Origin of the sequence: Nocardioides sp. GCM10030259, from assembly GCF_042666375.1 — a bacterium.
In the GTDB taxonomy this organism is placed as follows: Bacteria; Actinomycetota; Actinomycetes; order Propionibacteriales; family Nocardioidaceae; genus Nocardioides.
The window spans coordinates 1-26,990 of sequence record NZ_JBHTDF010000021.1 but is presented as its reverse complement, the minus strand read 5'-3'; the positions used below and the strand labels follow the sequence as shown (position 1 = coordinate 26,990).

Genomic DNA, 26,990 nt, shown 5'->3' with positions numbered 1-26,990 from the left:
CTGTCTCGGAAGGTTCACCACCTGATGACTTCACGACCACGCCCTCGCGCCCGCCGCGGGATCGCCCTGGGTGTCACCCTCTCCATCCTCGGCCTCTGCTCCCTCCAGGCCACACCCGTCCTCGCCCAGGAGGAACCCACCCCGCAGCCGAGCCAGCCGGTCGACATCGCCGCGGAGGCAGTCGGCAGCGTCAACGCGGCCATCCAGGGGGTCTTCAACAGCGACCTCTACAGCACGATCTCGAAGATCACCGGCGGCGACGGCGAGACCTACCGGCTGACCAACCACCTGCGCACGAAGCTCATCCCGACCACCGTGCTCCAGGACCTCGGCCTCGGCGACACGCTCGCCGGCACCCCGCTCGGCGGCCTGTCCGCCGGCGGCCAGGCACCCGACGACGGCGTACGTCGCGAGTACCTCGTGGTGTGGGCCGGCGACAACAACGTGCTCGACCGCTCCGGCAAGCAGCTCACCAGCCTGCCCGAGGTGATCACGCCGGACCTGCTCGGCAAGGGCGACCAGATCGGCCCCGACTTCTTCGCGGTGGTCGACGCGACGAAGGGCTCCCCGACGTACGGCAAGGTCGTGAACACCGCGACGGTCGGACCGCTCGTGGAGAACGAGCCGCACCACATGCAGTACATCTGGCACAAGGGCAACAACATCTTCGCCGGCGGGCTCTTCACCGACGTCACCTACGTCATCGACACGAGCTGGCTGCCGGAGCTGAAGCTCGAGCACATCAACCTGCCCACCGACACGCTGTGCGGCTCGGTGCCCGACGCCTACTGGGTCACCAAGGACGGCGGCGCGTTCGGCACCTACATGGGCGGGCCCGACGTGCCCGGACCGTGCACCTACTCCGACGGAACCACGCGGATCGGCAACGGGTTCGCGGGATCTCCCGGCGAGCTGGTCCGGCTCGACGAGAACGGCAAGACGGTCTACGAGGCCCCGGCGACCCCGGAGACCGCGGAGACCGAGCAGCGCTGCGACAACATCCCGCAGCTCGGCGCGGCGACCTGCGCCAACCCGCACGGCATCCAGGCGCGCGAGGACCTCGACACCCTGGTGACCAGCGACTACAACGAGCCGCGCAACATCATCCTCAACCCGGTGCAGGCGCCCTCGTCGTACCTGCGCCGGCCGACCGTGCGCACCTGGGACATCTCGAACCCCGACGAGCCGAAGCTCAAGGCGGTGTCGTTCCTGCCGGACGGCCCGCGCGTCGGCAAGGTCGCGCACCACGAGGAGCCCCGGGCGGCGATGGAGGTCACCGTCACCAACCTGCCCGGCCACAAGGGCGCTTTCGCCAGCACCATGCAGGGTGGCGCGATCTACTACACGCCGGACATCACGGCGGCCGAGCCGGAGTGGCGTGAGGTCTTCGACCTGACGACCTCGAACAAGCAGGCCGACCCGGCGCGCAACCCGTACGGCGGCGGCTCCAACGGCGCCTGGATCCAGACCAGCCTGGATGACAAGTACCTGTACCACGCGGTCGCGGGGCGCCAGCCCAGCGGCACCGACCAGGGCACTCCGTCGTACATCCTCAAGCTGGACATCCAGGAGCTGCTGGCGTCGGGCACCGACGTGTCCTGCAACATCGACACGATCGAGGAGACAGTCGGCGGCGGTGCCGAGAGCGACTGCCCCGCGATCGTCTCGACGCTGCCGGCACCCGGCGGCCCGCACTGGGGCACGCTCGACAACCTCGAGCTCGGCGACGACGGCTACTACCACGAGACCTCGGACGTGAGGCGGATCGCGTACGCGAACTACTTCGTCGCCCGCACCGGCCTCAACGGTGACCACCGGGTCTGCATGGTCGACGTCAACGACGACGCGACCCTGTCGCTGGACGAGGGCTTCAAGGACGAGGCGTCCGGCGAGACCTGCATCGACTTCGACCGGGAGGCCTGGCCGCACGGCGACTGGGGTCCGGCGAAGCCGCACTCGATGCTGTTCGTCACGGCCGATGACGACATCAAGTAGTCACGGGACCGCTCTTCGCGTGGGGGCCGCCGCCATCCTCGGCGGCCTCCTCGTGGGGACCGCGACGTACGCCGCGGACCTCAGCGGTGACGACCGGCCCCGGACCGGCAACAGCCTGGTCCGGGACTGGTCGGCCCGTACCGGCGGCCAGCAGGTGCTGGGCGGGAGCCGGGTCCCCGGCGTCCCCACCGTGCAGCGCCTGCGCCATGACGACGTCACGTTCACGGTGACCGTCGCCCCCGCCCGCCCGGGCCGCAACCTGGTGCGGATCGACAGCTCGCACGCGCACGGCCGGACCGGTCCCCCGGTCCTGGTCGGCACGGACGAGGACGACCTGGTGCGTGCCCGGCCGCGGCCGGGGACCGACGGCCTGTGGGCGGTCGTGGACCTGCCCGAGGGCAGCGGCGCGGTGCTCGTCACGCACGGGCCCACGCACCGGGTGCCGTTCGTCGTCGAGACCGGCACCGTGCCGGTCGACCCGGCCGTCTCGGGCGACTGGGTCGGCGCCGACGGCCCGGAGTGCGTCGCGGTCGCGACGGCCGCGGTGCTCGCCGGCGGGTCGGCCCCGTCGACGTGCCCGTCGGCCGCGCTGGACGCCGACGACGCCGACGCGCTGCGGGCGACCGTCCACCGGCTGGCGGAGCGCGGCGTCACCGAGCTCGCCTTGCAGCACGACGACTCGGCGCGCAGCCTCGCGGCTCTCGACCTCGTGCGCGGGGTCGCCGAGACGTACGGCGTACCCGTCGTGCTTCCGGAGGACCCGCCGGGCGAGCGCAGCGCACTGCTCGTGCTCGGCGGGTGGGCCACGTCGGCGGAGCACCTGTCCGCCACCTCGGCCACGCCGCTGCGCCGGCAGCCGATCCGCTCCGACGGCACCTGGCTGGCGCCATGGCTGCTCAACCCGGGCGTGGTCGATTCCACGGCCGGCGCCGTGCTCGCGCTCGACTTCGACATCCGCGAGCCGCAGGCGCAGGAGTTCAGCCAGACGCTCGGGAAGCTGTTCCCCGGCCAGCTGCCGACGGGGCCGGCGTACCGCGCCTGGCGCAAGGTCCGGGGAGACGATGCCGGTCCGCTCCGCCTCTACGCCGCCTCGCGAGCGGCCTACATGCCCGCGAGCAGCGGCCATGCCAACCACGAGACGGTCGTCGCCTGGTTCCCCGGCGGCACCGTCACCCCCGTCGGCTCGCTCGACGCGGGCTGACTGCAGAGAGGAACTGACATGTCCATCACCGACCGTCCCCTCCACCGGGTCACGCCGGAGGCGGCCACCGAGCCGCCGCCCCAGGCCCGGGTCGTCGTCATCGGCGTGGTCGCCGCGCTGCTGCTCGGCGGCATCATCCACCGGCAGTCCGGCCAGGTCCCGACGATCCTCTTCGGTCTCGGCCTGGCGCTCGGCTTCGTGCTGTTCCACAGCCGCTTCGGGTTCACGTCGGCCTGGCGGCAGCTGGTCGCGGTGAGGCAGGGCAAGGCACTGCGCGCCCACATGCTGATGCTGGCCGTCGCCTGCACGCTCTTCGCGCCGATCCTCGCCAACGGCGTGGGCTTCCAGGACGTCCCGGCGCTGCCCACGCTGGCGCCGATCGGCTTCGGCATCTTCGTCGGCTCGTTCATGTTCGGCGTCGGCATGCAGCTCGGCGGCTCGTGCGCGTCGGGCACGCTCTTCGCGATCGGCAGCGGCCAGACGGCGATCCTGCTGACACTCGGCGGCTTCATCGGCGGAGCGACGTTGGGTGCCTACCAGTTCCCGTGGTGGATGGGGCTGCCGAGCCACGAGCCCGTCACGCTGACCGACTGGTTCGGCGGGTACGCCGGCGCCTGGATCGCCTCGCTCGCGCTGATGGCGCTGATCGTCGGCGCGACGTACCTCTTCGCGCGCAAGCGCGACGTCCCGCCCGTCGAGCCCGCCCCGATCGCCCGCGGCGTCGCCCGCGCGATCCGCGGGTCCTGGCCGCTGTGGGTCGGCGCGCTGCTGCTCGCCGGCCTCAACGCCGCCACGCTGTGGGTCTCGGGCGGCGCCTGGGGTGTCACGTTCGCGTTCGCGCTGTGGGGCTCGAAGCTGCTCGACCTCGTCGGCGTCGACGTGATGTCGTGGGGCTTCTGGCAGGACCCCGCCAACCTGGCCAAGTACGACGCCGGGATCTTCGCCGAGAAGACCTCGGTGATGGACTTCGGCATCATCATCGGCGCGCTGGTCGCCTCGGCCGCGGCCGGCGCGTTCGTGCTGCACCGCCGGGTGCCGCTGCGGCTGGCCGTCGGCGCCGTCATCGGGGGGCTGCTCATGGGCTACGGCGCCCGGATCGCCTTCGGCTGCAACATCGGCGCCTACTTCGGCGGCATCGCCTCCTTCAGCCTGCACGGCTGGCTGTGGGGCGTGATGGCCATCGCCGGCACGTACGTCGGGCTGCTCTTCCGCCCGCTGCTCGGGCTGCGGAACCCGAAGCCGAGCGACTCGGTCTGCTAGAGCTGCCCCGGCCCGAGCTTGCGAGGGCGTCTCGAAACCGGCCATCCCCTCTGGACGGCGTCCCGCCCGGGTGCACCCCCGGGCGGGACGTCCCATGTCCGACCGCATATTCGGTTGCGCCGGCGCACGACCGTGCCCGAGAGTGTGCGGCGAAGCCCCGGACCGACCGGGTGCCCGAGCGAGAGGAGCGTGACATGTCCACGACTGTCCTTGGCCTGTCCGCAGACCAGTTCCTCTCTCACACCTCCGGAGCACCCCACCGTGTCCTTCGACTTCACGTACTCCCCGTCTGACACCACAGACCTCTCAGACCTCTCCGACGTCGACCCGACGTTCGTCTTCGACTTCCAGGCCTACGACGAGGTCGGCGACGGCCAGCGCTGGTCGACCTGGCTCTCCGTCGAGCCGCTGTGCCGCGGCCCCGAGCCCCGCCCCGACTGGGTGGTGACCTCGCAGGCCGCGGTCGACACCGACCTCGGCATCCTCAAGACCGGCAAGGAGGCCGACGCGTTCCTGCTGGAGCGGGCGGTCCCCGGTAGCGACGCCGTGGGCGAGTCGGTCGTCCTGGTCGCCAAGCGCTACCGCAGCAGCGAGCACCGCACCTTCCACCGCGCCGCGGCGTACACCGAGGGCCGCAGCGTCAAGCGCTCCCGCGACGACCGTGCCCTCAAGCGCAAGAGCACCTGGGGCAAGATCGTCGCCAGCAGCGAGTGGGCGATCTCCGAGTGGGACGCGCTCAAGCGCTGCTGGGAGCTCGGGCTGCCGGTCCCCTACCCGGTGCAGATCGACGGCACCGAGATCCTCATGGAGTGGATCACCGACAGCGACGGCGAGAGCGCACCCCGGCTCGCGCAGACGCGTCCGGAGCCGGCGCTGCTCGCGTCGTACTACGACCAGCTCCGCGAGGCGCTCGGCACGATGGTCGCCAGCGGGATCGTGCACGGCGACCTGTCGGCGTACAACCTGCTCGCCGCCGGTGACCGCCTCGTCATCATCGACCTGCCCCAGATCGTCGACCTCGCCGGCAACGCCGCCGGCATGGACTTCCTGCTGCGCGACTGCACCAACGTCTGCACGTGGTTCCGGTCGAAGGGGCTCGAGGTCGACGAGCACGAGCTGTTCGGCGAGCTGATGGCCCAGGCGTTCTAGCGGCCTCTAGGGTCGGGGGGTGCGCTCGCGTCCCGTCGTCCGTGGTGAGCCCGGCGAGCTCGTCCTCGGGCTCGAGCGCCGGATGGCCGGCCAGCCGGACATCCCGGTCGATCCGGGGCGGCAGACGCTCTACGCACCGACCGAGCTCTTCGACGTTGCGACGTACGACGACTCGCTCGACGCCCGGGCCTACCGGTGGGCCCGGGCGCCCCGCACCCCCGAGGGCGCGCTGTGCCAGGCGCTGCACGACCACGCGATCGACGTCGCGCTCGAGCGCTGGGTCGAGGATCGGAGCCTCGTCGGCGTGATGGGCGGGCACAGCGTGGAGCGCGGCGAGCCGACGTACGACGACGCCGCCCGGCTCGGGTCGCTGCTCGGCACCTCCCACGTGGTGGCCACCGGCGGCGGGCCGGGCGCGATGGAGGCGGCCAACCTCGGCGGCTACCTGACCGGCCGGCCGGACGCCCTCGAGGAGGCGCTGGCCCGGCTGGCGGAGGTGCCGTCCTTCCGTCCCTCGATCGGCGCCTGGGTGCGCCCGGCCCTCGATGTGCTCCTCGAGGAGCCCGACGGCGCGCCCGGTCTCGGCATCCCGACCTGGCACTACGGGCACGAGCCGCCCAACGCGTTCGCCACCGCGATCGCGAAGTACTTCCGCAACTCCCTGCGCGAGGCGATCCTGCTCGAGATCTGCGACGCCGGCATCGTCTTCCTGCCCGGGCTCGGCGGCACCGTGCAGGAGGTCTTCCAGGATGCCTGCGAGAACTTCTACGCCGCCGAGGACGCCGTCGCGCCGATGGTGCTCGTCGGCACGACGTACTGGACGGAGACGCTCCCCGCGTGGCCGCTGCTGCGGGCGCTCGCGCGTGGCCGGCCGATGGAGCGGCACGTCCATCTCGTCGACTCGGTCGGCGAGGCCGCTCACCTCATCAATTCGGGCCCCTGACACCAATTTCGGTGACGTGAACGGCAGACAAACCCTAGATTGTCGCGGTGCAGATCTCGCGTCGTGACCTCTTCCGTACCTCCGCGGCCGCCACCGGCACTGCCGCCGCTGCCAGCATCGGGCTCGCCGACGCCGCCGTCGCCGGCCCGTCCGGGAGGCCCACGACCACGTCGGTCGTCCTCGGCAAGGGCGACGCCCGCGCGGGCGGATGGCGACCGGTCGTCAAGATGGCCGGCGAGAAGCACCGGGTGCGCACCGGCCTGGGCGCGAAGCCCGGCAAGGGCCGCGCCAAGCGGCGCAAGGCGCTGGCCGCCTTCGCCCAGCTGAGCGACGTGCACATCATCGACGCGCAGTCTCCGGTCCGGCTCGAGCTCGGCGAGGCCGTCAGCAGCAGCGCCTACCGGCCCCAGGAGATGCTGGGCGCGTTCGTCACGGACGCGATGGTGCGCGAGATCAACCGGATCAAGCGCGGCCCGGCGACCGGCCGGAAGCTGGAGTTCTCCATCCAGACCGGCGACAACTCGGACACCGCCCAGTACAACGAGGTCCGCTGGAACATCGACCTGCTCGACGGCGGCAAGAAGGTCCGTGTCGACTCAGGTGACCGGTCCCGCTTCGAAGGCGTCATGGACCAGAGCCTCGACTACTGGGACGTGAACTTCTGGCACCCCGACGGCACCCCGGCCGGCAAGCCCGCCGACCTCGGGACCCAGAGCGGCTTCCCGGCGATCCCCGGCCTGCTCGACGCCGCACGACGACCGTTCACGCCGGAGGGCCTGAAGATGCCGTGGTACGCCGCGATGGGCAACCACGACGGACTCGTCCAGGGCAACTTCCCGATCTCGGCCGCGCAGAACAAGCGCGCGACCGGGGGCACCAAGATCCTGTCGACGGACGGCACCAAGACCCGCGCGGTCACGCCGGACAAGGACCGCCGCCTCCTGGACAAGGGCGAGTGGGTCGACGAGCACTTCGACACGACCGGCTCTCCGAAGGGCCACGGCTTCACCGCCGAGAACCGCGCCAAGAAGACGGCGTACTACTACTTCGACCGCGGCGTCGTGCGGTACGTCGTGCTCGACACGGTCGCCGAGAACGGCGACAACGGCGCGCTCGACAAGCGGCAGTTCGGCTGGCTGAAGCGCCTCCTCGACCGGAGCCGGGACAAGGTCGTCGTGCTGTTCAGCCACCACCCGCTGTCGTCGTTCGAGGACAAGAAGCTCGCCAAGGACATCGAGTCCGAGCTCGTGAAGCGCGAGAACGTCATCGCCTGGGTCAACGGCCACACCCACACCAACCACATCTGGGAGCACCCGCACACCAAGAAGGGGAAGGTCGTCGGCGGCTTCTGGGAGATCAACACCGCGTCGCACATCGACTGGCCGCAGCAGGCGCGGCTGCTGGAGATCACCGACAACCAGGACGGCTCGCTGTCGATCTTCACGACCATGGTCGACCACGGCGGCTCCCTGGGCTTCAACGGCGACCTCGACGACCCGAAGCAGCTCGCCGGGCTCTCCCGCCTGCTGGCGGCCAACGACTGGCAGGAGCGCGACAACGAGCGTCGTGGCGAGCGCGACGCGCGCAACGTCGAGCTGCTGCTGCCCGCCCCGAAGTTCCTGCGGTCGAAGGCGTCGAAGAAGGGCTGAGCCGCTCAGCCGCTCAGGACTCGGTCGCGGCCAGCTGGCCGCAGGCGCCGTCGATCTCGCGGCCTCGGGTGTCCCGCACCGTGGTGGGGATGCCCTTGGCCTCGAGGCGGCGGACGAACTCGCGCTCGTCGGCGGGGTCCGAGGCGGTCCACTTCGACCCGGGGGTCGGGTTGAGCGGGATCAGGTTGACGTGCACCCAGCCCCAGTCGCCGCGCTCCTGGAGCACGTCGGCGAGCAGGTCGGCGCGCCACGCCTGGTCGTTGATGCCGCGCATCATGGCGTACTCGATCGACACCCGCCGCTTGGTCACCTTCGCGTAGTTCCAGGCGGCGTCGACGGTCTCGGCGACCGAGTAGCGCGTGTTGATCGGCACCAGCTCGTTGCGCAGCTCGTCGTCGGGCGCGTGCAGGCTGAGCGCGAGCGTGACCGGGATGCCCTCCTCGGCCAGCTGGAGCATCCGGGGCACCAGGCCGACGGTGGACACCGTCACGCCCCGGGCACTCATCCCGAGGCCGTCGGGCGTGGGGTCGGTGAGGCGGCGTACGGCGCCGATGACCGCCTTGTAGTTGGCCATCGGCTCGCCCATGCCCATGAAGACGACGTTCGTGACCCGGCCCGGTCCGCCCGGGATCTCCCCCCGGGTGAGCGCGCGGGCGCCGGCCACGACCTGCTCGACGATCTCAGCGGTCGACATGTTGCGCTGCAGGCCACCCTGGCCCGTCGCGCAGAACGGGCACGCCATGCCGCAGCCGGCCTGGCTCGATACGCACATCGTGGCGCGGTCGGGGTAGCGCATCAGCACCGACTCGACCAGCGCGCCGTCGAAGAGCTTCCACAGGGTCTTGCGGGTCGTGCCCCGGTCGGCCTCCATGGTGCGCAGCGGCGTCATCAGCTCGGGCAGCAGGCCCGCCACGAGCTCGTCGCGCTGCGCAGCCGGGAGGTCCGTCATCTCGGCCGGGTCGTCGACCAGGCGGGCGAAGTAGTGGGTGGAGAGCTGCTTCGCGCGGAAGCCCGGGAGGCCGAGCTCCACGAGGCGTTCCTTGCGCTCGTCGGGGGTGAGGTCGGCGAGATGCCGCGGCGGCTTCTTGCGGCCGCGCGGCTCGTCGAAGACGAGGGGAAGGCTGGTGCGCTCGGACATCGGGGTCGATTCTCCCATCCGGCCGCGCCGAGGGGCGATTCGTCGGCCGGGCCGCGCCCGGCTCAGCTCTCGTAGGTGATCATGTACCAGAGCACGAGGGTCGCCACTCCCCCGACGACCAGCGCGGTCGTCACGGCCCCGATCAGCATGTAGATCCCGAACCTGCGGGTGCGGGGGGCGACGACCAGCCCGATCGGCACCGCGAGGGTGACGAGCACGAACGGGAACAGCCCCTCCGCGGTCTCGTCGTCGACGAGCAGGTGCAGCAGCCCGATGAAGAGGCCCGGCACCAGCACGACGAACACCAGCCCGGTGAAGAACCCGCTGAGGGCCGTGAACGTCGGGTGGTCGCGGTGCCACCAGTCCGGCGGCCGATCCTGCTCGTCGGTCGCTGTGGGCTCGGGGGCCTGGTCCTGGTCGGTCGACATCGTCTCGATGCTACGACGGGGGCTCCTCACCGCCATCGTCGCCATGCCGGTGGTGGACGCCCCGGTCGACGCGGATCAGGTGAAGACGAGCGCGTGCAGCAGCAGCCAGGTCGGGGCGACCGTGGCGAGGAGGGAGTCGAGCCGGTCCATCAGGCCGCCGTGGCCGGGGATCACCTGGCTCATGTCCTTGAGGCCGAGGTCGCGCTTGATGACCGACTCGCACAGGTCGCCGAGGGTGGCCATCACGACGGCGATGGCGCCGAGCGCCAGGCCGACCCACCAGTCCCCCTCGAGCAGGAAGACGACGAGCGCCCAGCCGGCCGCGAGGCAGAAGAGGAACGATCCCGCGAAGCCCTCCCAGGACTTCTTCGGCGAGATCACCGGGGCCATCGGGTGCCGGCCGAAGAGCACGCCGGCGGTGTAGCCGCCGATGTCGGAGGCGATCGTGACGAGCACGAATGTGATGACCCCCTGGACGCCGGGGTCGTCGAAGCCACCGCCGTTGCGGTCGGGGCCCTCCGCCAGCAGCAGCGCCACGAACGACGCGAGCAGGGGCACGTAGACGAGGCTGAAGATCGAGGCCGTCGCGTTCTGCACGTAGCCGTCGACGCCGCGACGCAGCTGCCACAGCATCGTGACCAGGGCGGCCACCGCGGCCGCGGTGACCAGCGCCGGCGTACCCCAGACGTAGGCGACGACCACCATCACCACGCCGCCGACCATCAGCGGCTGCTCGGCGATGTCGATGCCCTTGGCCGCGAACCCGCGGCCGAGCTCCCAGATCGCGACCACGACGGCCGCGGCGACGATCGCGATGAACGCCGGCTTCCAGAAGAGCAGCGACAGCGCGATCGCCGCCAGCAGGACGATCGCGGAGCCGAAGGCGGCGCGCAGGTCACGGCCGGCGCGGCCGTGGTCCTTCTGGGGCGCCGGCGTCGTGGCTTCGGTCATGGAGGATCCCGAGCTGCTCAGACCTCGAGCAGCTCGGCCTCCTTGTTCTTCAGCATCTCGTCGATGGCGTCGGTGTGCTTCTTGGTCATGCCGTCGAGACGCTTCTCGGCGCCCGTGACGTCGTCCTTGCCGACCTCGCCGTCCTTCTCGAGCTTCTCGAGGTGCTGCTTGGCCGTACGCCGCAGGTTGCGGACCGCGACGCGGCCGTCCTCGGCCTTGCCCTTGGCGACCTTGATGTACTCCTTGCGACGCTCCTCGGTGAGCTCCGGGAACACGCACCGGATGACCTTGCCGTCGTCGGCGGGGTTGACGCCGAGGTCGGACTCGCGGATCGACTTCTCGATCGCCTGCATCGCGCCCTGGTCGAAGGGCTGGATCAGGATCACCCGGGCCTCGGGGGCGGTGAACGACGCGAGCTGCTGCAGCGGGGTCGGCGTTCCGTAGTAGTCCGCGGTGAGCTTGCTGAACATGCTCGGGTGGGCGCGACCGGCCCGGATCGCCGCGAACTCCTCGCGCGTCGCCTCGACCGACTTGTCCATCTTGCCGTCGGCCTCGTTGAGGATGTCGTTGATCACGGCTGCTCCTGATTCCTTGCTGTCCGGTGCTGCTGGATGCTGCTCGGGTGCTGCTCGAGTGCTGCTGACGTCGGTCGGGGCGGTCAGCCCGCGCTGACGAGCGTCCCAATCTTCTCACCCTGCACGACGCGCAGGATGTTGCCCTCGGGCTCCATGCCGAAGACGACCATGGGCAGCTTGTTCTCGCCGCACAGCGCGAACGCGGTCTGGTCCATGATCCGCAGCCCGCGCGCGATGGCCTCGGCGTACGTGACCTCGTCGAACTTCGTCGCGGTCGGGTCCACGTGCGGGTCGGCGGAGTAGACGCCGTCGACGCCGCTCTTGGCGACGAGAACGACGTCGCACTTGCTCTCCAGCGCGCGCTGGACGGCGACGGTGTCGGTCGAGAAGAACGGCATCCCCATGCCGGCGCCGAAGATGACGACCCGGCCCTTCTCCATGTGCCGGATGGCCCGCCGCGGGATGTACGGCTCGGCGACCTGGCCCATCGTGATCGCGGTCTGCACGCGGGTCTCGACGCCCAGCTTCTCGAGGAAGTCCTGCAGCGCGAGGCAGTTCATGACGATGCCGAGCATGCCCATGTAGTCGGCGCGCACGCGGTCCATGCCGCGCTGCTGGAGCTCGGCGCCGCGGAAGAAGTTGCCACCCCCGGTGACGACCGCGATCTGCACGCCCGCGTCCACGACCGCCGCGATCTCGCGGGCGACCTTCTGCACGACGTCGGGATCGACCCCGACCTTGCCCCCGCCGAAGACCTCACCGGACAGCTTCAGCAAGACCCTCTTGTACCCGGTCAAAAGACTGACCTCCCTGTCGTCCTGGTCGCCCGTCGTCCTGAGGAGCAAACCTATCGGATCGGGGACGGTCAGCCCCAAAGCGGCAAATGCGACGAGGCCGGGCCCACGAGCAAGCGCTCGTCGGCCCGGCCTCGCCGGGGGTGCTGCGTCAGATCACGCGCCGACCTCGAAGCGGGCGAACCGCTTGACAGTCGTGTCGGCGGCGTCGAGGACCTGCTTGACGGACTTCTTGGCCTCGAAGACCGACTCCTGGTCGAGCAGGACGATCTCCTTGAAGAAGGCGTTGATCCGACCCTCGACGATCTTCGCGACGGCAGCCTCGGGCTTGCCCTCCTCGAGCGTCTTCTTGGTCAGCACGTCCTTCTCGGCCTCCACGACGTCGGTCGGGACCTGGTCGCTGGTGAGGTACTGCGCCTTGAGCGCGGCAGCCTGCTGGGCGGCCTGCTTCGCGGCGGCCTCGTCGCCCTCGAACTCGACGAGCACGCCGAGGGTCGGGGGCAGGTCGGAGGCCTTCTTGTGCAGGTAGACCGTGGTGGTGCCGTCGAAGTACGCGACGTCACCGAGCTCGATCTTCTCGCCGATGGTGCGGGCGAGCTCCTCGACGGTCGCGCCGACCGTCGAGTCACCGAGCGAGACGGCCTTGAGCGCCTCGGCGTCGCCGACCTTGTTGGCGTCGGCGGCCTGGGCGATCTGCTGCGCAGCCGTGATGAACGCGTCGTTCTTCGCGACGAAGTCCGTCTCGGCCTTGAGGCTGATCAGGGCGTTGCCCGAGGCGGCGACCAGACCGGCGGAGGCCGTGCGCTCGGCGGCGCGGGCGGCGGCCTTGGCCGCACCCTTGACGCGGAGCAGCTCGACCGCCTTGTCGAAGTCGCCGTCGGTCTCGTCGAGCGCCTTCTTGCAGTCCATCATGCCGGCCTGCGTCAGCTCACGGAGCTTCTTGACGTCGGCAGCGGTGTAAGCCATGTGTCTTCCTCTTCGAGTACGTCGGGAACGGGCGGGGCTCAGGCCTGGGCGTCGGAGGCCTCGGCGGGGGCCTCGGCCGCCTCAGCGGCCTCCGCGGCCTCGGTCGCCTCGGTCGCCTCGGCGGCCTCGGACGCGGCGCCGGTCGCCTCGGCGGCCGGGGTCTCGGCGGCGGCGTCGCCGGTCGCCTCGGCGGCGGCCTGCTCGGCGTCACCGGTCAGCAGCTCGCGCTCCCACTCGGCCAGCGGCTCCTCGGCACCCGGCTCGGCAGCACCCTCGGTCTTCGCGCCGGAGCGGGCGATGAGGCCCTCGGCCACGGCGTCGGCGACCACGCGGGTCAGCAGGCCGACGGCGCGGATCGCGTCGTCGTTGCCCGGGATCGGGTAGTCGACCTCGTCGGGGTCGCAGTTGGTGTCCAGGATGCCGATGATCGGGATCCGGAGCTTGCGGGCCTCCTCGACGGCGAGGTGCTCCTTCTTCGTGTCGACGATCCACACGGCCGACGGCGTACGACCCATCTCGCGGATACCGCCGAGGGTCTTCTCCAGCTTGTCGCGCTCCCGCTTCATCTGCAGGAGCTCCTTCTTGGTGCGACCGGAGCCCGCGACGTTGTCGAAGTCGATCTCGTCGAGCTCCTTGAGGCGGTTGATCCGCTGGTGCACGGTCTGGAAGTTGGTGAGCATGCCGCCGAGCCAGCGCTGGTTGACGTAGGGCATGCCGACGCGGGTCGCCTGCTCGGCGATGGCCTCCTGGGCCTGCTTCTTGGTGCCCACGAACATCACGGTGCCGCCCTTGGCGACGGTCTCCTTGATGAAGGCGTACGAGCGGTCGATGTAGGACAGCGACTGCTGCAGGTCGATGATGTAGATGCCGTTGCGCTCGGTCATGATGAAGCGCTTCATCTTCGGGTTCCAGCGACGGGTCTGGTGCCCGAAGTGCACGCCGCTCTCGAGAAGCTGGCGCATGGTCACGACTGCCATGTGAATCTCCTGGTGTGTGGAGCCCGCGCCGTTGGGTGCCCGACCTTGAGGCAGGTGGGGCCGGAGCGTGCTCTCGTTGGTTTTCAGTTGCTGCCTCGGGCGGTGCCCTCGGCCCTGACGCCTGCGCGCGACGCGACCGGCTGGTTCCAGCCGGACCGAGCGTTCGCGCCCACGGGTGGTCGGGTCCTCGGAGTGCCAGGGCCCGTCGCGGTCTGCGGACGTGCGAAGTCAACCCATGGGGGTTGCGCCCACCAGAGTAGTCGACCGTCCCGGTTCCGGACCAATCGCGGCCGCGGGCCCGCCGGCCGTCCACAGGAGCCGCTCCGGCGGCACCTTCCACAGCCCCGACGGCGAGCCGGGCCCGTCGTCCCCGGGACCGGGGAGCCTCGACCCATGACACCACGCCGCACGCTCGCCGCGCTCATCCTCGTCCCGGTGCTCGTCGTGCTGGGCCTTGCGCCACCCGCAGCCGGAGAGACCGATCCCGTCGGGGTCTGGCCGCTCGCGCCCCAGCCCGCCGTGGAGCGGGGGTTCGACCCGCCCGCCGACCCGTGGGGCGCCGGCCACCGCGGCGTCGACCTGCTCGGCCGCGCGGGGCAGCAGGTGCGCGCGGCGCTGCCGGGCCGGGTGTCCTGGGCGGGTGTGCTGGCCGGGCGCGGGGTGGTCGTCGTCGACCACGGCGCCACCCGCACGACGTACGAGCCGGTCACGGCGACGGCCGAGGTCGGCACCGCCGTCGCTGCCGGTGACCCGATCGGCACGCTCTCGGCCGTGGGCTCGCACTGCCTCCCCCACACCTGCCTCCATTGGGGCTGGATCCAGGGTGAGACCTACCTCGACCCGTTGCGGCTGGTCGGGGCCGGCCCGATCCGGCTGCTCCCGCTGTGGCGCGACGAGCCGGCCGATGCGGCGGGTCCGTCCCCGCCCGCGGCACGCCTGCTCACGGCGTACGCCGAGTGGCGCCCGCCGATGCAGGTGTTCCTCGGCTATGCGCGGGGATGCGCCTGCTGGTAGGCCCGGCGCAGCCGGTCGGTGGTCACGTGCGTGTAGAGCTGGGTGGTCGCGAGGGAGGCGTGGCCGAGCAGCTCCTGCACCGACCGCAGGTCGGCGCCGCCCTCGAGCAGGTGGGTGGCGGCGGTGTGCCGGAGGCCGTGCGGGCCGATGTCCGGGGCACCGGGCACGTCCGCGATCCGCCGGTGCACCATGGCGCGCACCGCGCGCTGGTCGATCCGGCGGCCGCGGGCGCCGAGGAAGAGCGCGGCCCCGGAACCCTCGACCGCGAGCAGCGGCCGGCCCTGGCGGACCCAGAAGTCGAGTGCGCGGGCCGCCGGGCGGCCGAACGGCACCGTCCGCTCCTTGCGTCCCTTGCCGAAGACGCGTACGACGTTCCTCTCGCGGTCGACGTCGTCGACGTCGAGGCCGGCCAGCTCGCCGACCCGGATGCCGGTCGCGTACAGCAGCTCGAGCATCGCCACGTCGCGCAGCCCCACCGGACTCCCGTCGTCGGCGTGCTCGGTCGCCGACCGGATCAGCTCCGCCGCCTCGTCGGCCCGCAGCACCGGAGGCAGCGTCTTGTGCGCCTTCGGCGACCCGAGACTGGCGCCCACGTCGGTCGGGATCCGCCCGGTGCGCGCCAGCCAGGCGGTGAAGACCCGGGCCGCGGTCGCCCGGCGGGCGATCGTGGTGCGTGAGCGGCCGAGCGTCTGCTGTTTGGCCAGCCAGCTGCGCATCGTGCGCAGGTCGATGTCCGCGACGCCGGTGCCGCCCAGCCGCGCGGTGTGGTCGAGCAGGCCGTGGAGGTCGGTGACGTAGGCCCGGACCGTGTGGGCGGTGAGGTCGCGCTCGACCGCGAGGTGGCGCTCGTACTCTCCCAGCACCGCCGCCATCGCCTCGGGCAGCGAGTCCCGCGCCTCCTCGTCTTCGGCCACGCACCCACTCTAGGAACGTCCCTGCCCCTCACTCGTGAGCCAGCGCGGCGAGCCGCCAGCCGTCATCGTCGAGCTCGACCATCCCCCGCACCTCGAGCTCGAGCAGGGTGCCGTGCGCCCGGTCGGCGCTGAGGCCGACCAACCGGGCGATCGACGCGGACGTCGCGCCCCGGGCGACCGGCACCGCGTCGAGCACCAGGCGCTGGTGCTCGGTCAGCGCGTCCCGAGCCCGGTCCCGGCCGCGCGGCACGCTCAGCAGGTGCTCCCCCGCGGCGCTGAGCACCTCCAGCACCTCGGCACCCGAGGTGACCAGCGTCGCCGCGCCGCTGCGGACCAGCTGGTGGACGCCGGCCGACGACGCGCTGCTCACGGGGCCCGGGACGCCCATGACGTGCCGGTTGAGGCGCACCGCCCAGTTGGCCGTGCTGAGCGCGCCGCTGCGCAGCGCCGCCTCGACGACGACCGTGCCGCCGGTGAGCGCGGCGATCAGCCGGTTGCGGGACAGGAACCGCACCCGCATGGCCGCGCCACCCGGCACGGTCTCGGAGACCACCGCGCCCTCGGCCGCGATGTGGGCGAGGAGCGCGGCGTGCTCCTTCGGGTAGACCTTGTCGGCTCCGCAGGCCAGCACGGCCACGGTCGGCGCACCCGCCGCGATGGCGCCACGGTGGGCGGCCTGGTCGATGCCGTAGGCAGCACCGGACACGACGACGCGCGCGGACCCCGCCACCTCGGCCGCGAGGTCGCGGGCGATGTCGGCACCGTAGGTCGTCGCCGACCGGGATCCGACCACCGCGAGCGCCCCGTCGAGGGCGTCGAGGCGCGCCGGCCCGCGCACCCACAACCCCAGCGGCACGCCACCGCGCTCCTGCACCGCGCCGGCGCTGGCGAGGTCCGCGAGGCCGGTCGGCCACTCGTCGTCGCCGGGCACCACGAACCGGAGCCCCGATCGGTCGGCGACCTCGAGCTCCCGGAGCGGGTCGACCTCGGCGAGCCTCGGGCCGAGCACGGCGTCCTCGAGCAGGTGGTCGAGGACCGCGACGGCGCCGAGGGACGTCACGGCGTCGAGCAGGCCCGCCTTGCCGGGCTCGGCGATCCGAGCGAGGGCGACGCGGGCGACTCGGTCCTGGTCGTTCACGAGACCCGCTCCAGCATCTGCAGGAGGAGCGGCTCCCCGGTGCGGAGCCGCAGTGCGGTCTCCACCTCCTCGAGGCCCGGACGATCGAGCCGACGGAGATCGGCGATCGTCCAGGACAGCCGATGGACGCGGGTGGCGCCGCGACGGCTCAGCCGTCCGGCGTAGAGCTGGTCGTCGACGGCGCGCTGCCCGTCCTTGGTGAGCGGCCAGCGCTCGCGCAGCACCGGACCGGGCGCGTGCCCGTTGAGGCGCCAGCTCTCGTCGGCGTACCGCTCGGCCTGACGCTGGCGTGCGGCGGTGACCCGGTGGCGCACCTGCGCGGAGGACTCGGGCGCCTCGGTGTCGGCGACGGCGTCGTGCTTCCGCAGCGGCGGCAGGTGCCGGACGATGTCGACCCGGTCGGCGACCGGGCCGGTGACCTTGTTGCGGTAGTCGCGTCGCTGGACCTCCCGGCACGTGCACCGGTTGAGGCGGACGTCGCCGCTGTAGTCCCCGCAGGGACACGGGTTGCACGCGAGCACGACCATGCCGCGAGCCGGGAGCGTGACCGACTCGTCGCGCCGGGCGACCGTCACGTCGCCGCTCTCGAGCGGCTGCCGCAGCGCCTCGATCACGTCGGAGCGGAACAGGGGGAACTCGTCGAGGAAGAGCACTCCAGCGTGGGCCCGGCTCACCTCTCCCGGTCGGACGGCGCCCGAACCTCCCCCGACGATGCTCGCCTTGCTGGCGTCGTGGTGCGGGGCCGAGAACGGCGGACGGGTCAGCATCCCGGCGACCGGGTCGAGGGTGCCGGCCAGGGAGCTGATCGCGCTGAGCTCGAGCGACTCGTCCGGTGCGAGGTCGGGCAGGATGCCCTGGATCCGCTCGGCCAGGCTGGTCTTGCCGGAGCCCTTGGGTCCGGACAACAGGAGATGGTGTCCGCCGGCGGCGGCGACCTCGACGGCGTACCGCGCGTCGTCGACGCCGAGCAGGTCGGCGAGGTCGAGCTCCTCGAGCCGCTCCTGACCGCGCCAGGCGAGCAGCCGGGCCCCGGACAACGGCGCCACCGGCTCGGCGTACGGGACCTCCTCGTCGCGCAGCACCGCGACCACCTGCGCGAGCGACCGCACGCCGATCACGCTCATGTCGGGGACCATCGCCGCCTCGGCCGCCTGCGGCTCGGGGACGAACACGACGCGGATGCCCCTCTCGGCCGCCGCGAGGACCATCGGCAGCACGCCGGTGACCGAGCGCAGGTTGCCGTCGAGGGTGAGCTCACCGACGAACGCCGTGGCCGCCAGCGAGGCGACCGGGATGGTGCCGGCGGCCGCGAGCACGGAGACGGCGACGGCCAGGTCGAAGTGGGTGCCCCGCTTGAGCAGGTCCGCGGGCGAGAGCAGGATCGTGATCCGCCGGGTCGCCGGCCAGTCGAGGTGGCTGTTGATGATCGCCATGCGACACCGGTCGCGAGCCTCGTTGATGGTGGTGTCGGCGCGGCCGACCATGGTCACGCCGACCTGGCCGGGCGAGACGTCGGTCTGCACGTCGATCAGGTGACCGACCGCGCCGTGCAGCGAGACGGTGTGGGCGGTGGCGAAGGGCATCAGCCGACCCCCCGGACGTGCTCCACCGCCGACGGACCCTTGAGCGGTCGCAGCACGGCGACGAGGTCGACCCGGACGTCGGGCACCGCCAGCCCGTGCTCGGCCTGCCAGCACGAGCCCAGCCGGCGCAGCCGGTCGAGCTTCGCGTCGCCGATCGCCTCGTGGGGCGTGCCGTGGTCGACGGACGTGCGGGTCTTGACCTCGCAGACGACCAGCACGTCGCCGTCGCGAAGCACCAGGTCGATCTCGCCCTCGGGACATCGCCAGTTGCGGTCGAGCAGCAGCATGCCCGCCCCGACCAGGTGGCGCGCGGCCAGCCGTTCGCCGTAGTCACCCAGCGCCTTGCTCCGCGCCGCCGTTGCCGATCCCGCTGCCGTCATGTCCGTGACCTCCTGACGGCAAGCGTCGCGGCCGGAGGGGACGGTCGGGGGCGCCGGGAGCGGAGCCTGTGGAACGAGCGGGCGGAAGCGTGCCTGTGGACGGCAGGCGGCCCGCGAGCCGGTCGGTCAGCTCTTGGGAGGGTCGATCTCCGTGGGGCTGAGCTCCTCGACGTTCACGTCCTTGAACGTCAGGACCTTCACGTTCTTGGCGAAGCGGGCGGGTCGGTACATGTCCCAGACCCAGGCGTCGCTCATCGACACCTCGAAGAACACGTCGCCCGCCTCGGTGCGCGCCTTCACGTCCACCTGGTTGCACAGGTAGAAGCGGCGGTCGGTCTCGACGACGTATTTGAAGATGCCGACGACGTCGCGGTACTCCCGGTAGAGCGTCAGCTCCATCTCGGTCTCGTACTTCTCGAGGTCCTCGGCGCTCATGCTGTTCCGGGGTCCCCGCGGAAGCGTGCCTCCGCGCGAAGCGCTCCCGTCGCGCGCTTTCGTGGGGTGTTCACGACGCCGACTCTATCCCCGCGGGCTCGAGGCCGAGCTCGCCCACGCCGGGCTCGAGGCCAGCGGCCCGCCGGACGTTGACGAAGCGCATCCGGTGCACGGGCGACGGGCCGTGCTCGGTGAGCGCCGCGGCGTGCACGTCGGTGATGTACCCCTTGTGCGTCTTGAAGTCGTACGCCGGCCACTCGGCGTCGAGCTCGGTCATGATCCGGTCGCGCGTGACCTTGGCGAGCACCGACGCGGCGGAGATGCACGCGGCCACCCGGTCCCCCTTCCAGACCGCCAGCCCCGGCACGCCGAGCCCGTCGACGGGGAACCCGTCGGTCAGCACGTACGCCGGCGGCAGGTCCAGCAGGGCGACGGCCCGCCGGAGCGCCTCGACGTTCGCCACGTGCATGCCGAGCCGGTCGCACTCCTCGTGGGAGATCACCACGACGGACCAGGCGAGCGCGCGCTTCACGACCTGCTCGTAGCAGCGCTCCCGCGCCTTCTCGGTGAGCAGCTTGGAGTCGGCCAGGCCGGGGACGATGCCCGCCTTGCCGGGCGGCAGGATCGCCGCGCCGGCGACGAGCGGGCCGGCGCAGGCACCGCGGCCGGCCTCGTCGACACCGGCGATCTGCTCGATGCCGTGCCGCCGGAGGGCGCGCTCGTAGCCGTACAGCCCGGCGTCCCTCCGGACGGTCGCTCCGCGTGGCAGCTCGCTCATCGGACCCGCTCCACCAGGTTCAGCCGGCGTCGGGCACGTCCGCGAAGGTGTCGGGACGGTGCAGGAACGAGAAGCGGTCGCTGGGCCAGAGCAGCACGAAGACCTTGCCGACCACGTCGTCGACGTCGACGTACGGGTTCCTGGTGCAGTCGGTCTGGTCGGGCTTGCACATGTGGTGCGAGGAGTCCGCGGAGTTGTTGCGGTTGTCGCCCATGACGAAGATCTGACCGTCCGGGATCGGCCCGACCTCCCAGTCCTTGCCGCAGTCGTTGACCATCGGCCCGTAGCACTCCGCGCCGCCGAGGCGGGCGTAGTCCTCCTCGTTCAGCGGCTGTCCGTTGACGCTGAGCCGGCCGCGGTCGTCGCAGCACTTGATCACGTCGCCCTCGACGCCGATCACCCGCTTCACCAGGTGGCCGCCGGTCGGGTAGAGGCCGACCTTGGACAGCGCCTTGGCGACCGGGCTGTCCGGCCCGGCGGCGTCGTCGCCCATCAGCCAGTCGCCCGGGTCCTTGAAGACCACGACGTCGCCGCGCTCGGGCCCGCCGAACCAGTACGACGGCTTCTGCACCAGGATCCGGTCGTTCTTGACGAGACCGGGCTCCATCGACTCCGACGGGATGTAGAACGCCTGCACGAAGAGTGCCTTGATCACGATCGCCAGCACCAGCGCGATGCCGAGCAGCAGGATCGTCTCCTGCCACACCGGCAGGTGCTTCTTGGGCTTCTTCCGCCGGGACGTCTCGTCGGCATCGGTCCGCCCGCTGCCGTCGGGTGACTCCGCGTTCATCGTGGGTTCGTCGGTGGTGCTCATGCCCTCGCCATCGTGATCGTCGGAAGTCACGCCCCAGAGTAAACGTAGCCCGGCGCCGGACACGGACCGCCGCGGCCGGTGCCGGTCAGGGCGCGTCCGGTACGTCGTCGAACGCGTCCGGGCGGTGCAGGAACCCGAACCGGTCGGTCGGCCACAGCAGCACGAACACCTTCCCGACCACGTCGTCGACGTCGACGTACGGCTCCTCCTCGCACCTGTTCGCCGGCGTCAGGAAGCACGCGTGGAAGCTGGAGTCGGCCGAGTGGCTCCGGTTGTCGCCCATCACGAAGAGGTGCCCGTCCGGAACCGGACCGACCTCCCAGTCGCAGTACGCCGTGCCGTCCGGCATCGGCCCGTAGCACTCGTCCTCGTCGACGACGGCGTACTCGCTCTCGTCGAGCGGGTGCCCGTTCACCGAGATCCGGCCCTCGTCGTCGCAGCACGTGATCGTGTCACCGGCGACGCCGATGACGCGCTTCACCAGGTGGCCGCCGGTCGGGTACAGCCCGATCTTCGCCAGCACGCTGGTGACGCCGGACGGCTCCTCCGCCGCCGGCAGCCAGTTGTGGGCGTCCTCGAACACCACCACGTCGCCGCGCTCGGGCTCACCGAACCAGTACGACGGCTTCTGCACCAGGATCCGGTCGTCCTCGACCAGCCCGGGCTCCATCGACTCCGACGGGATCCAGAAGGCCTGCACGAAGAACGCCTTGAGCACGATCGCCAGCACCAGCGCGGTCGCGAACAGCAGGATCGTCTCCTGCCACACCGGCAGCTGCTTCCGCTTCTTCCCCCGGACGCGCGAGGACCGCGACCCCTGGTCGGGATCGCGGTCCTCGGAAGTCACGCTCCGAGCGTAGAGGCTCAGAACTCGCGGCGCTCCTTGATCTTGGCCTTCTTGCCGCGGAGGTTGCGCAGGTAGTAGAGCTTCGCGCGGCGGACGTCACCGCGGGTGACGATCTCGATCTGCTCGAAGATCGGGGAGTTCAGCGGGAAGGTGCGCTCGACACCGACGCCGAAGGAGACCTTGCGGACGGTGAAGGTGCGCCCCACGCCGGCACCGTGGATGCGGATCACGACACCCTGGAACACCTGGATGCGGGACCGGTTGCCCTCGACGACCTTGACGTGCACCTTGACGGTGTCACCGGCGCGGAACTCCGGCAGGTCGGAGCGCTTGATCGAGTTGCCGAGATCGGCGATGACGTTGCTCATTGTCTCTCCTCGCGAGTGCCACAGGTCAGCCGCGGTACGGGGATGGCGATGCAGTTGGGTGACCCAGCCTGACTGGCCGGCGGCGCCGCGCTCCCCCTGTGGCAGGACGCGGTGCGGACCCCCGTCGAAGACCTTCTCCGGGCGATCCTTGTTTGGCCGGCTGGACCGAGGGTCAAGTCTGCCACAGGGCTAGGAGGGGCGAGAAATTCGCTTCGTCATCCGCACCGCGCCCGGGAAGGGCGCTTCTCGGTGGAGCCGGTAGCCGGCCTTCTTGTACATCCGCTGGTTGCGGGTGCTCCCCGCGCCGGTGAAGAGCGCGTACGTCGTGGCGGCGGGCGGCGCCAGCGCCTCGATGCGCTCCAGGAGGGCGCGCCCGAGCCCGCGGCCGGCGAGGTCGGGGGCCACCATCAGCCGGCCGACCTCCCACGACTCGCCGTCGAGCGAGGCGCGGACCGCGCCGACGAGCCGCCCCGCGGACCGGGCGACCAGCACCGTGTCGCGCACCAGCCACGCCCGCACGTCGTCGTGGGTCTCCTGCAGCGCCGGGATGCGCACGCCCGGGTTGTCGTGCTGCTCGGCCACCCAGCAGCACAGCTGCAGCACGAGCAGCTCGCCGGAGTCGGCGAGCTCGGCCGGCCGGACCTCGACGTCGTCGAGCAGCGCCGACGAGTGCACGAGGTCGGGTCGGCGCTCGGCGGTACGGCGTACGGCCTGGTCGTGGCGCCACCCGGCGATCGCGGCGTGGTCGCCCGAGAGCAGGACCGCGGGCACCTCGCGCCCGCGCCAGGCGGCCGGCTTGGTGTAGACGGGGTACTCGAGCAGGCCGTCCTCGTGGGACTCCTCCTCGAGCGAAGCGGCGTTGCCCATGAAGCCCGGCACCAGCCGCACGACGGCCTCGGTGATCGCCAGGGCGGCGACCTCTCCCCCGTTGAGCACGTAGTCGCCGAGCGAGATCTCCCGGACCTCGGCCCGCGACGCGACGTCGTCGATCACGCGCTGGTCGATGCCCTCGTAGCGCCCGCAGGCGAAGACGATCCGCTCGCGGGTGGCCAGGTCGCGCGCCACTGCCTGGGTGAAGGGCTGCCCGGAGGGGGTCGTGAAGACGACGGTCGCGCCGTCGACGTCGAGCGCGTCGAAGGCCTCGCCCCACGGCTCGGGCTTCATCACCATCCCGGCCCCGCCGCCGTACGGCGTGTCGTCGACCGTGCGGTGCCGGTCGTGGGTCCAGTCGCGCAGGTCGTGGACCCGGACGTCGATGAGGCCCTTGTCCCGCGCCTTGCCCGCGAGCGAGAGCTCCAGCGGGGCGAGGTAGTCGGGGAAGATCGTGACGATGTCGATCTGGAGGCCGATCCTCACGACTCGTCCTCGGGCAGCGGCGTCACCAGGCCCGGTCGGTCGGCGATCACGACCCGGCCGCCGGGGAGGTCGACCTCGGGCACCAGCGCCTTCACGAACGGCACCAGTGCGTCGCGGCCATCGGGGGTGCGCACGGTCAACAGGTCCTGCGCGCCACCGTGGACCAGCGCGGTGACCTCGCCGAGGGGCGCGCCCGCCACGTCGTACGCCGCGAGCCCGACCAGCTGGTGGTCGTAGTACTCGTCGGGGTGGTCCGGCGACGCGTCGGCCGCTATCGCGGCGTGCAGCAGGATGCCCCGCGCCGCCTCGGCCGCGTTGCGGTCCGGGATCTCCTCGAAGCGCACCAGCAGCACCGACTGGTGCCACTTGGCGCCGGCGACGGTCAGGGTGCGCAGCGTCGTGGCCGACCCGCGCGGGGGCTCGACCGCCAGCACCGCCCCGGGCGCGAAACGGCGGTCCGGCTCGTCGGTGCGTACGTCGACCGTGACGTCGCCGCGGATGCCGTGCGGCTTGCCGATCCGCCCCACCAGGACGTCGATGGTCTCCACGGCGTCAGCGTAGGCGGGCGGCGGGATCCCCGGCGAACCGGGGATCCCGTCGCCTACCGGGTGTTGCATTGCCTCAAATGCGCAGGGATCCCCGGCGAGCCGGGGATCCCTGCGAAGGTTCGAGCTGTGCTGGCGCAGTGCGTCAGCGGCGTCGGTCCACGTCGACGAAGTCGATCCGCGCCCCGCCGCGTCCCGCGAGTGCGGAGATGACGGTGCGGAACGCCGTGGCCGTACGACCACCGCGGCCGATCACCTTGCCCAGGTCGTCGGGGTGCACGCGCACCTCGAGGATCGAGCCGCGGCGCAGCTGCTTGTCCTGGACCCGCACGTCGTCGGGGTGGTCGACGACGCCGCGCACCAGGTGCTCGAGCGCCTCGGCGAGCATCGCGCTCAGGACTCGGCCTTCTCGGTCGCGTCGGCCTCGGACTGCTCCGCGGCCTCGGCCTCGACGGTCGCGCCCTCGGGCGTCTCCGCCTCGGGCACCGGAGCGGCCTCGGCCTCGGCGGCCGGGGCCTCCTCCGCGGGCTTCTCGTCAGCCTTCTTCTTCGACGCGGCCTTCTTGGTCACGGCGTCGCCCTTGGGCTCGCTCGCGGCGTCCTTGAGGGCCTCGTTGAAGATCGCCAGCTTGTCCGGCTTGGGCTCGGCAGTCTTGAGGGTGCCCTCGGTGCCGGTGTAGCCCTTGAACTTCTGCCAGTCGCCGGTGATGGTCAGGATCTTGGCGACGGCGTCGGACGGCTGCGCGCCCACGCCCAGCCAGTACTCGACCCGGTCGGAGACGACGTCGATGTACGACGGGTTCTCCTTGGGGTGGTACTTGCCGATCTCCTCGATCACTCGACCGTCGCGCTTCTTGCGCGAGTCGACGACGACGATGCGGTACTGCGGCACCCGGACCTTGCCCAGGCGCTTCAAACGGATCTTGACGGCCACGTTTGTGGTGTCTCCTCGGAAGTTGTGTGTGATGAGGATCCGCGGACCGGGTGGGGACCAGGAGCGGTGTCCTCGATGGGCTCTGCAGCGACCGGGTGAGAGGGTCCGGGCGCGCAGGACTCAGCGAGCAAGTCTGCCAGACGGGGCGCGTCACGAGAAAATCGGGCACAGTCGGCTCCATGAGCCAGCCGCCGCCGTCGTACCCGGTGCCCCCGGGATATCCCCCGGTGCCGCCGCCCCGGCCGACCAAGTATCGCCCGAGCTGGGCGTGGTTCGTGGTCGGCGGCGTCCTGATCGTCGTCGGGCTGGCCGCGGGGGTCGCGCTGTTCATCTGGACGCTGTCGGCGTTCTTCACCACCGACGCACGGGTGCCGGCCGACGGCCAGCCCCACGTCGTCACCGTCGGCACCGACGGCGACCGGATGCTGTGGCGCGACGACGACGTCTTCGACCCGGGGTGCCGCATCGTCGACACCGCGACCGGCGAGGAGATCCGGCTGCACCCGGTCACCAGCCAGCTGAGCCGCAACACCGGCGACGGCGAGCGCATCGCGTCGTACCGCTTCGACCCCGGGTCCGGCCAGCTCGAGGTGACGTGTGCGCCGCAGTCCGGCCCCGACGCGGACGGGTTCGACGACAGGGATCCCGAGATCCAGGACGTCGAGATCGGACCGGCGCCGAGCGTGGGCGGCTTCATCGGCGGGCTGATCGCCACGATCGCGGTCCCGACGCTGCTCGGCCTCCTCGGCCTGGCGACGCTGGTCGTGACCGGCGTGCTCTGGGCCACGCGCCCGGCGCGCCCGAATGCCTGACAGGACGCCCGGTCGTTTGTGATACTCCCTCGCGTGTCTGATGACTCGGGGAACTCGCGTCCGGTCGCACTCGTCATCGAGGACGACCAGGACACCGTCGACCTGCTCGAGGTCGTGCTGACCCAGGCCGGGTTCTCCGTCCACACGGCCGACAACGCCGCTGACGGCATCGCCCTGGCGGAGCGGGTCCGACCGGTCCTGACGACCATCGACGTGAACATGCCCGGCATGGACGGCCTCGAGGCCACCCGGCGCATCCGCGAGTTCAGCTCGACGTACATCGTCATCATCAGCAGCCGCTCGCTGGAGACGGACATCCTCGCCGGCTTCGACGCCGGCGCCGACGACTACGTCCCGAAGCCGATCCGCCCGGTCGAGCTCCGCGCGCGTCTCGCCGCGGTCGCCCGCCGGCCGGCGGTGGAGGTCACCGACGGCGGCCAGCCCGCGGCCTGGGCCCCGGCCGACGTGGACGCCGCCCGATCGGAGTTCCTGCGTCGGGTCGCGGCGGGTGCCCCCGTCGGGGCCGAGGTGGACGAGGACGCGGACGAGGACCCGGGCAGGGACGGCCGCGAGGGCATGCTCGAGGTCGGCATGCGCTTCGTGGGTGGCTGGGTCGAGTTCCGGGGCCTGCGGATCAACCCAGCCCGCGGCATCGTGGTCGTCGACGACCGGCTCGTCGACCTGCCGCAGGAGCAGGTCGACCTGCTCGAGGTGCTGATGTACATCGGCTCCCGCACGCTCAACGCCCGCCAGCTCGCCCTGCGCGTGCGCGGCGAGACCGAGGAGACCGCGACGACTCCCCACCGCCAGGACGAGCGGTGGATCCACTACCTCATGACGGGCCTGCGGAGCAGTGTCAAGGACGACGGCCCGGAGCCGCGGTGGTTCCAGGTGCTGCCGCGGGACCGGTACCGGCTCGTGCGGCCGGCGTCCGACGAGACCGTGAGCGACTGAGCCGAGCTCAGCCTCACTGGTGGACGTTGGGGGCAGACAGGAGTAGGTCTCTTGTCTGCACCCCGGGCCTATCGGGGCACTGCCGAGCTGAGC

The 26,990-nt window shown here is 71.7% G+C and carries 29 protein-coding genes and 1 pseudogene; 9 read left to right on the top strand and 21 right to left on the bottom strand.

Annotation, left to right across the window (positions count from 1 at the left end; all coding sequences use genetic code 11):
- The first annotated feature begins 24 nt into the window (after positions 1–24).
- The 6 genes from ACFQQI_RS18195 (at position 25) to ACFQQI_RS18170 (ending at position 8,197) form a co-directional block, all read left to right on the top strand.
- On the top strand, positions 25–1,995 hold the full coding sequence (locus ACFQQI_RS18195) for a hypothetical protein (protein WP_378566695.1): 1,971 nt from the start codon (positions 25–27) through the stop codon (positions 1,993–1,995).
- 19 nt (positions 1,996–2,014) lie between these two features.
- A complete protein-coding gene (locus ACFQQI_RS18190) occupies positions 2,015–3,196 on the top strand; it encodes a hypothetical protein (protein ID WP_378566692.1) in 1,182 nt (393 codons plus the stop codon).
- Between the two features lie 18 nt (positions 3,197–3,214).
- Positions 3,215–4,456 (top strand): YeeE/YedE family protein, encoded by a 1,242-nt coding sequence (locus ACFQQI_RS18185; RefSeq protein WP_378566689.1) that lies wholly within the window; start codon positions 3,215–3,217, stop codon positions 4,454–4,456.
- A gap of 261 nt (positions 4,457–4,717) precedes the next feature.
- Positions 4,718–5,605, top strand: a complete 888-nt coding sequence (locus ACFQQI_RS18180) for a serine protein kinase RIO (protein WP_378566686.1) — start codon at positions 4,718–4,720, stop codon at positions 5,603–5,605.
- A gap of 19 nt (positions 5,606–5,624) precedes the next feature.
- Positions 5,625–6,548, top strand: a complete 924-nt coding sequence (locus ACFQQI_RS18175; RefSeq protein ID WP_378566683.1) for an LOG family protein — start codon at positions 5,625–5,627, stop codon at positions 6,546–6,548.
- 47 nt (positions 6,549–6,595) lie between these two features.
- Positions 6,596–8,197: a TIGR03767 family metallophosphoesterase gene (locus ACFQQI_RS18170; protein WP_378566680.1), complete on the top strand. Its 1,602-nt coding sequence runs from the start codon at positions 6,596–6,598 to the stop codon at positions 8,195–8,197.
- Positions 8,198–8,210: 13 nt separating this feature from the next.
- On the opposite strand, the gene rlmN is transcribed toward ACFQQI_RS18170, so the two are convergent.
- From rlmN to rpsB, 7 genes are all read right to left on the bottom strand, one after another.
- Positions 8,211–9,335 carry a 23S rRNA (adenine(2503)-C(2))-methyltransferase RlmN gene (gene rlmN / locus ACFQQI_RS18165; RefSeq protein ID WP_378566677.1) on the bottom strand — a complete coding sequence of 375 codons (1,125 nt, stop codon included), beginning with the start codon at positions 9,333–9,335 and terminating at the stop codon, positions 8,211–8,213.
- Between the two features lie 62 nt (positions 9,336–9,397).
- Positions 9,398–9,763, bottom strand: a complete 366-nt coding sequence (locus tag ACFQQI_RS18160) for a hypothetical protein (RefSeq protein ID WP_378566674.1) — start codon at positions 9,761–9,763, stop codon at positions 9,398–9,400.
- Positions 9,764–9,838: 75 nt separating this feature from the next.
- The gene (locus tag ACFQQI_RS18155; protein WP_378566671.1) at positions 9,839–10,714 is read right to left on the bottom strand and encodes a phosphatidate cytidylyltransferase; all 876 of its coding nucleotides are present in this window, start codon (positions 10,712–10,714) and stop codon (positions 9,839–9,841) included.
- 17 nt (positions 10,715–10,731) lie between these two features.
- Complete coding sequence (gene frr / locus ACFQQI_RS18150; protein WP_378566758.1) at positions 10,732–11,286, bottom strand: ribosome recycling factor; 555 nt, start codon at positions 11,284–11,286, stop codon at positions 10,732–10,734.
- An 86-nt stretch (positions 11,287–11,372) separates the two neighbouring features.
- Positions 11,373–12,086: a UMP kinase gene (gene pyrH, locus ACFQQI_RS18145; protein ID WP_378566668.1), complete on the bottom strand. Its 714-nt coding sequence runs from the start codon at positions 12,084–12,086 to the stop codon at positions 11,373–11,375.
- Between the two features lie 153 nt (positions 12,087–12,239).
- A complete protein-coding gene (tsf, locus tag ACFQQI_RS18140; protein ID WP_378566665.1) occupies positions 12,240–13,049 on the bottom strand; it encodes a translation elongation factor Ts in 810 nt (269 codons plus the stop codon).
- 38 nt (positions 13,050–13,087) lie between these two features.
- Complete coding sequence (rpsB, locus tag ACFQQI_RS18135; RefSeq protein ID WP_378566662.1) at positions 13,088–14,026, bottom strand: 30S ribosomal protein S2; 939 nt, start codon at positions 14,024–14,026, stop codon at positions 13,088–13,090.
- Positions 14,027–14,419: 393 nt separating this feature from the next.
- On the opposite strand from rpsB, the gene ACFQQI_RS18130 reads away from it, so the two are divergent.
- Complete coding sequence (locus ACFQQI_RS18130) at positions 14,420–15,040, top strand: M23 family metallopeptidase (protein ID WP_378566659.1); 621 nt, start codon at positions 14,420–14,422, stop codon at positions 15,038–15,040.
- Here the strand turns inward: ACFQQI_RS18130 and ACFQQI_RS18125 are convergent.
- From ACFQQI_RS18125 to rpsP, 14 genes and pseudogenes are all read right to left on the bottom strand, one after another.
- Positions 15,013–15,912: a tyrosine recombinase XerC gene (locus ACFQQI_RS18125; RefSeq protein WP_378566755.1), complete on the bottom strand. Its 900-nt coding sequence runs from the start codon at positions 15,910–15,912 to the stop codon at positions 15,013–15,015. The two genes, ACFQQI_RS18130 and ACFQQI_RS18125, sit on opposite strands and share 28 nt — an antisense overlap.
- Positions 15,913–15,982: 70 nt before the next feature.
- The gene (gene dprA, locus ACFQQI_RS18120; RefSeq protein ID WP_378566656.1) at positions 15,983–17,092 is read right to left on the bottom strand and encodes a DNA-processing protein DprA; all 1,110 of its coding nucleotides are present in this window, start codon (positions 17,090–17,092) and stop codon (positions 15,983–15,985) included.
- Positions 17,089–18,675 carry a YifB family Mg chelatase-like AAA ATPase gene (locus tag ACFQQI_RS18115; RefSeq protein WP_378566653.1) on the bottom strand — a complete coding sequence of 529 codons (1,587 nt, stop codon included), beginning with the start codon at positions 18,673–18,675 and terminating at the stop codon, positions 17,089–17,091. The genes dprA and ACFQQI_RS18115 overlap by 4 nt, the downstream gene beginning before the upstream one ends.
- Positions 18,675–19,055 carry a YraN family protein gene (locus tag ACFQQI_RS18110; RefSeq protein WP_378566650.1) on the bottom strand — a complete coding sequence of 127 codons (381 nt, stop codon included), beginning with the start codon at positions 19,053–19,055 and terminating at the stop codon, positions 18,675–18,677. The genes ACFQQI_RS18115 and ACFQQI_RS18110 overlap by 1 nt, the downstream gene beginning before the upstream one ends.
- A gap of 126 nt (positions 19,056–19,181) precedes the next feature.
- Positions 19,182–19,490: a DUF2469 domain-containing protein gene (locus ACFQQI_RS18105; RefSeq protein ID WP_183590558.1), complete on the bottom strand. Its 309-nt coding sequence runs from the start codon at positions 19,488–19,490 to the stop codon at positions 19,182–19,184.
- Positions 19,491–19,560: 70 nt separating this feature from the next.
- Entirely contained in the window at positions 19,561–20,268 is a 708-nt protein-coding gene (locus ACFQQI_RS18100; RefSeq protein ID WP_378566646.1) for a ribonuclease HII, read from the bottom strand.
- Between the two features lie 19 nt (positions 20,269–20,287).
- Positions 20,288–21,082, bottom strand: a complete 795-nt coding sequence (gene lepB / locus ACFQQI_RS18095; protein WP_378566643.1) for a signal peptidase I — start codon at positions 21,080–21,082, stop codon at positions 20,288–20,290.
- Positions 21,083–21,167: 85 nt separating this feature from the next.
- Positions 21,168–21,929: a signal peptidase I gene (lepB, locus tag ACFQQI_RS18090; protein WP_378566640.1), complete on the bottom strand. Its 762-nt coding sequence runs from the start codon at positions 21,927–21,929 to the stop codon at positions 21,168–21,170.
- 17 nt (positions 21,930–21,946) lie between these two features.
- Entirely contained in the window at positions 21,947–22,297 is a 351-nt protein-coding gene (rplS, locus tag ACFQQI_RS18085) for a 50S ribosomal protein L19 (RefSeq protein WP_378566637.1), read from the bottom strand.
- A 189-nt stretch (positions 22,298–22,486) separates the two neighbouring features.
- On the bottom strand, positions 22,487–22,852 hold the full coding sequence (locus ACFQQI_RS18080; RefSeq protein ID WP_378566752.1) for a GNAT family N-acetyltransferase: 366 nt from the start codon (positions 22,850–22,852) through the stop codon (positions 22,487–22,489).
- A 111-nt stretch (positions 22,853–22,963) separates the two neighbouring features.
- Positions 22,964–23,647: pseudogene (gene trmD, locus ACFQQI_RS18075) on the bottom strand (tRNA (guanosine(37)-N1)-methyltransferase TrmD); the annotation flags it as partial.
- A gap of 2 nt (positions 23,648–23,649) precedes the next feature.
- Entirely contained in the window at positions 23,650–24,201 is a 552-nt protein-coding gene (rimM, locus tag ACFQQI_RS18070) for a ribosome maturation factor RimM (RefSeq protein ID WP_378566634.1), read from the bottom strand.
- 142 nt (positions 24,202–24,343) lie between these two features.
- Positions 24,344–24,586: an RNA-binding protein gene (locus ACFQQI_RS18065; RefSeq protein WP_378566631.1), complete on the bottom strand. Its 243-nt coding sequence runs from the start codon at positions 24,584–24,586 to the stop codon at positions 24,344–24,346.
- A gap of 5 nt (positions 24,587–24,591) precedes the next feature.
- Positions 24,592–25,131, bottom strand: a complete 540-nt coding sequence (gene rpsP, locus ACFQQI_RS18060) for a 30S ribosomal protein S16 (RefSeq protein ID WP_378566628.1) — start codon at positions 25,129–25,131, stop codon at positions 24,592–24,594.
- A gap of 179 nt (positions 25,132–25,310) precedes the next feature.
- Between rpsP and ACFQQI_RS18055 the strand changes: the two genes are divergently transcribed.
- Together ACFQQI_RS18055 and ACFQQI_RS18050 are read left to right on the top strand one after the other, a co-directional pair.
- Complete coding sequence (locus ACFQQI_RS18055; protein WP_378566625.1) at positions 25,311–25,943, top strand: hypothetical protein; 633 nt, start codon at positions 25,311–25,313, stop codon at positions 25,941–25,943.
- A 33-nt stretch (positions 25,944–25,976) separates the two neighbouring features.
- A complete protein-coding gene (locus ACFQQI_RS18050; RefSeq protein ID WP_378566622.1) occupies positions 25,977–26,897 on the top strand; it encodes a response regulator in 921 nt (306 codons plus the stop codon).
- Positions 26,898–26,990: the final 93 nt, after the last annotated feature.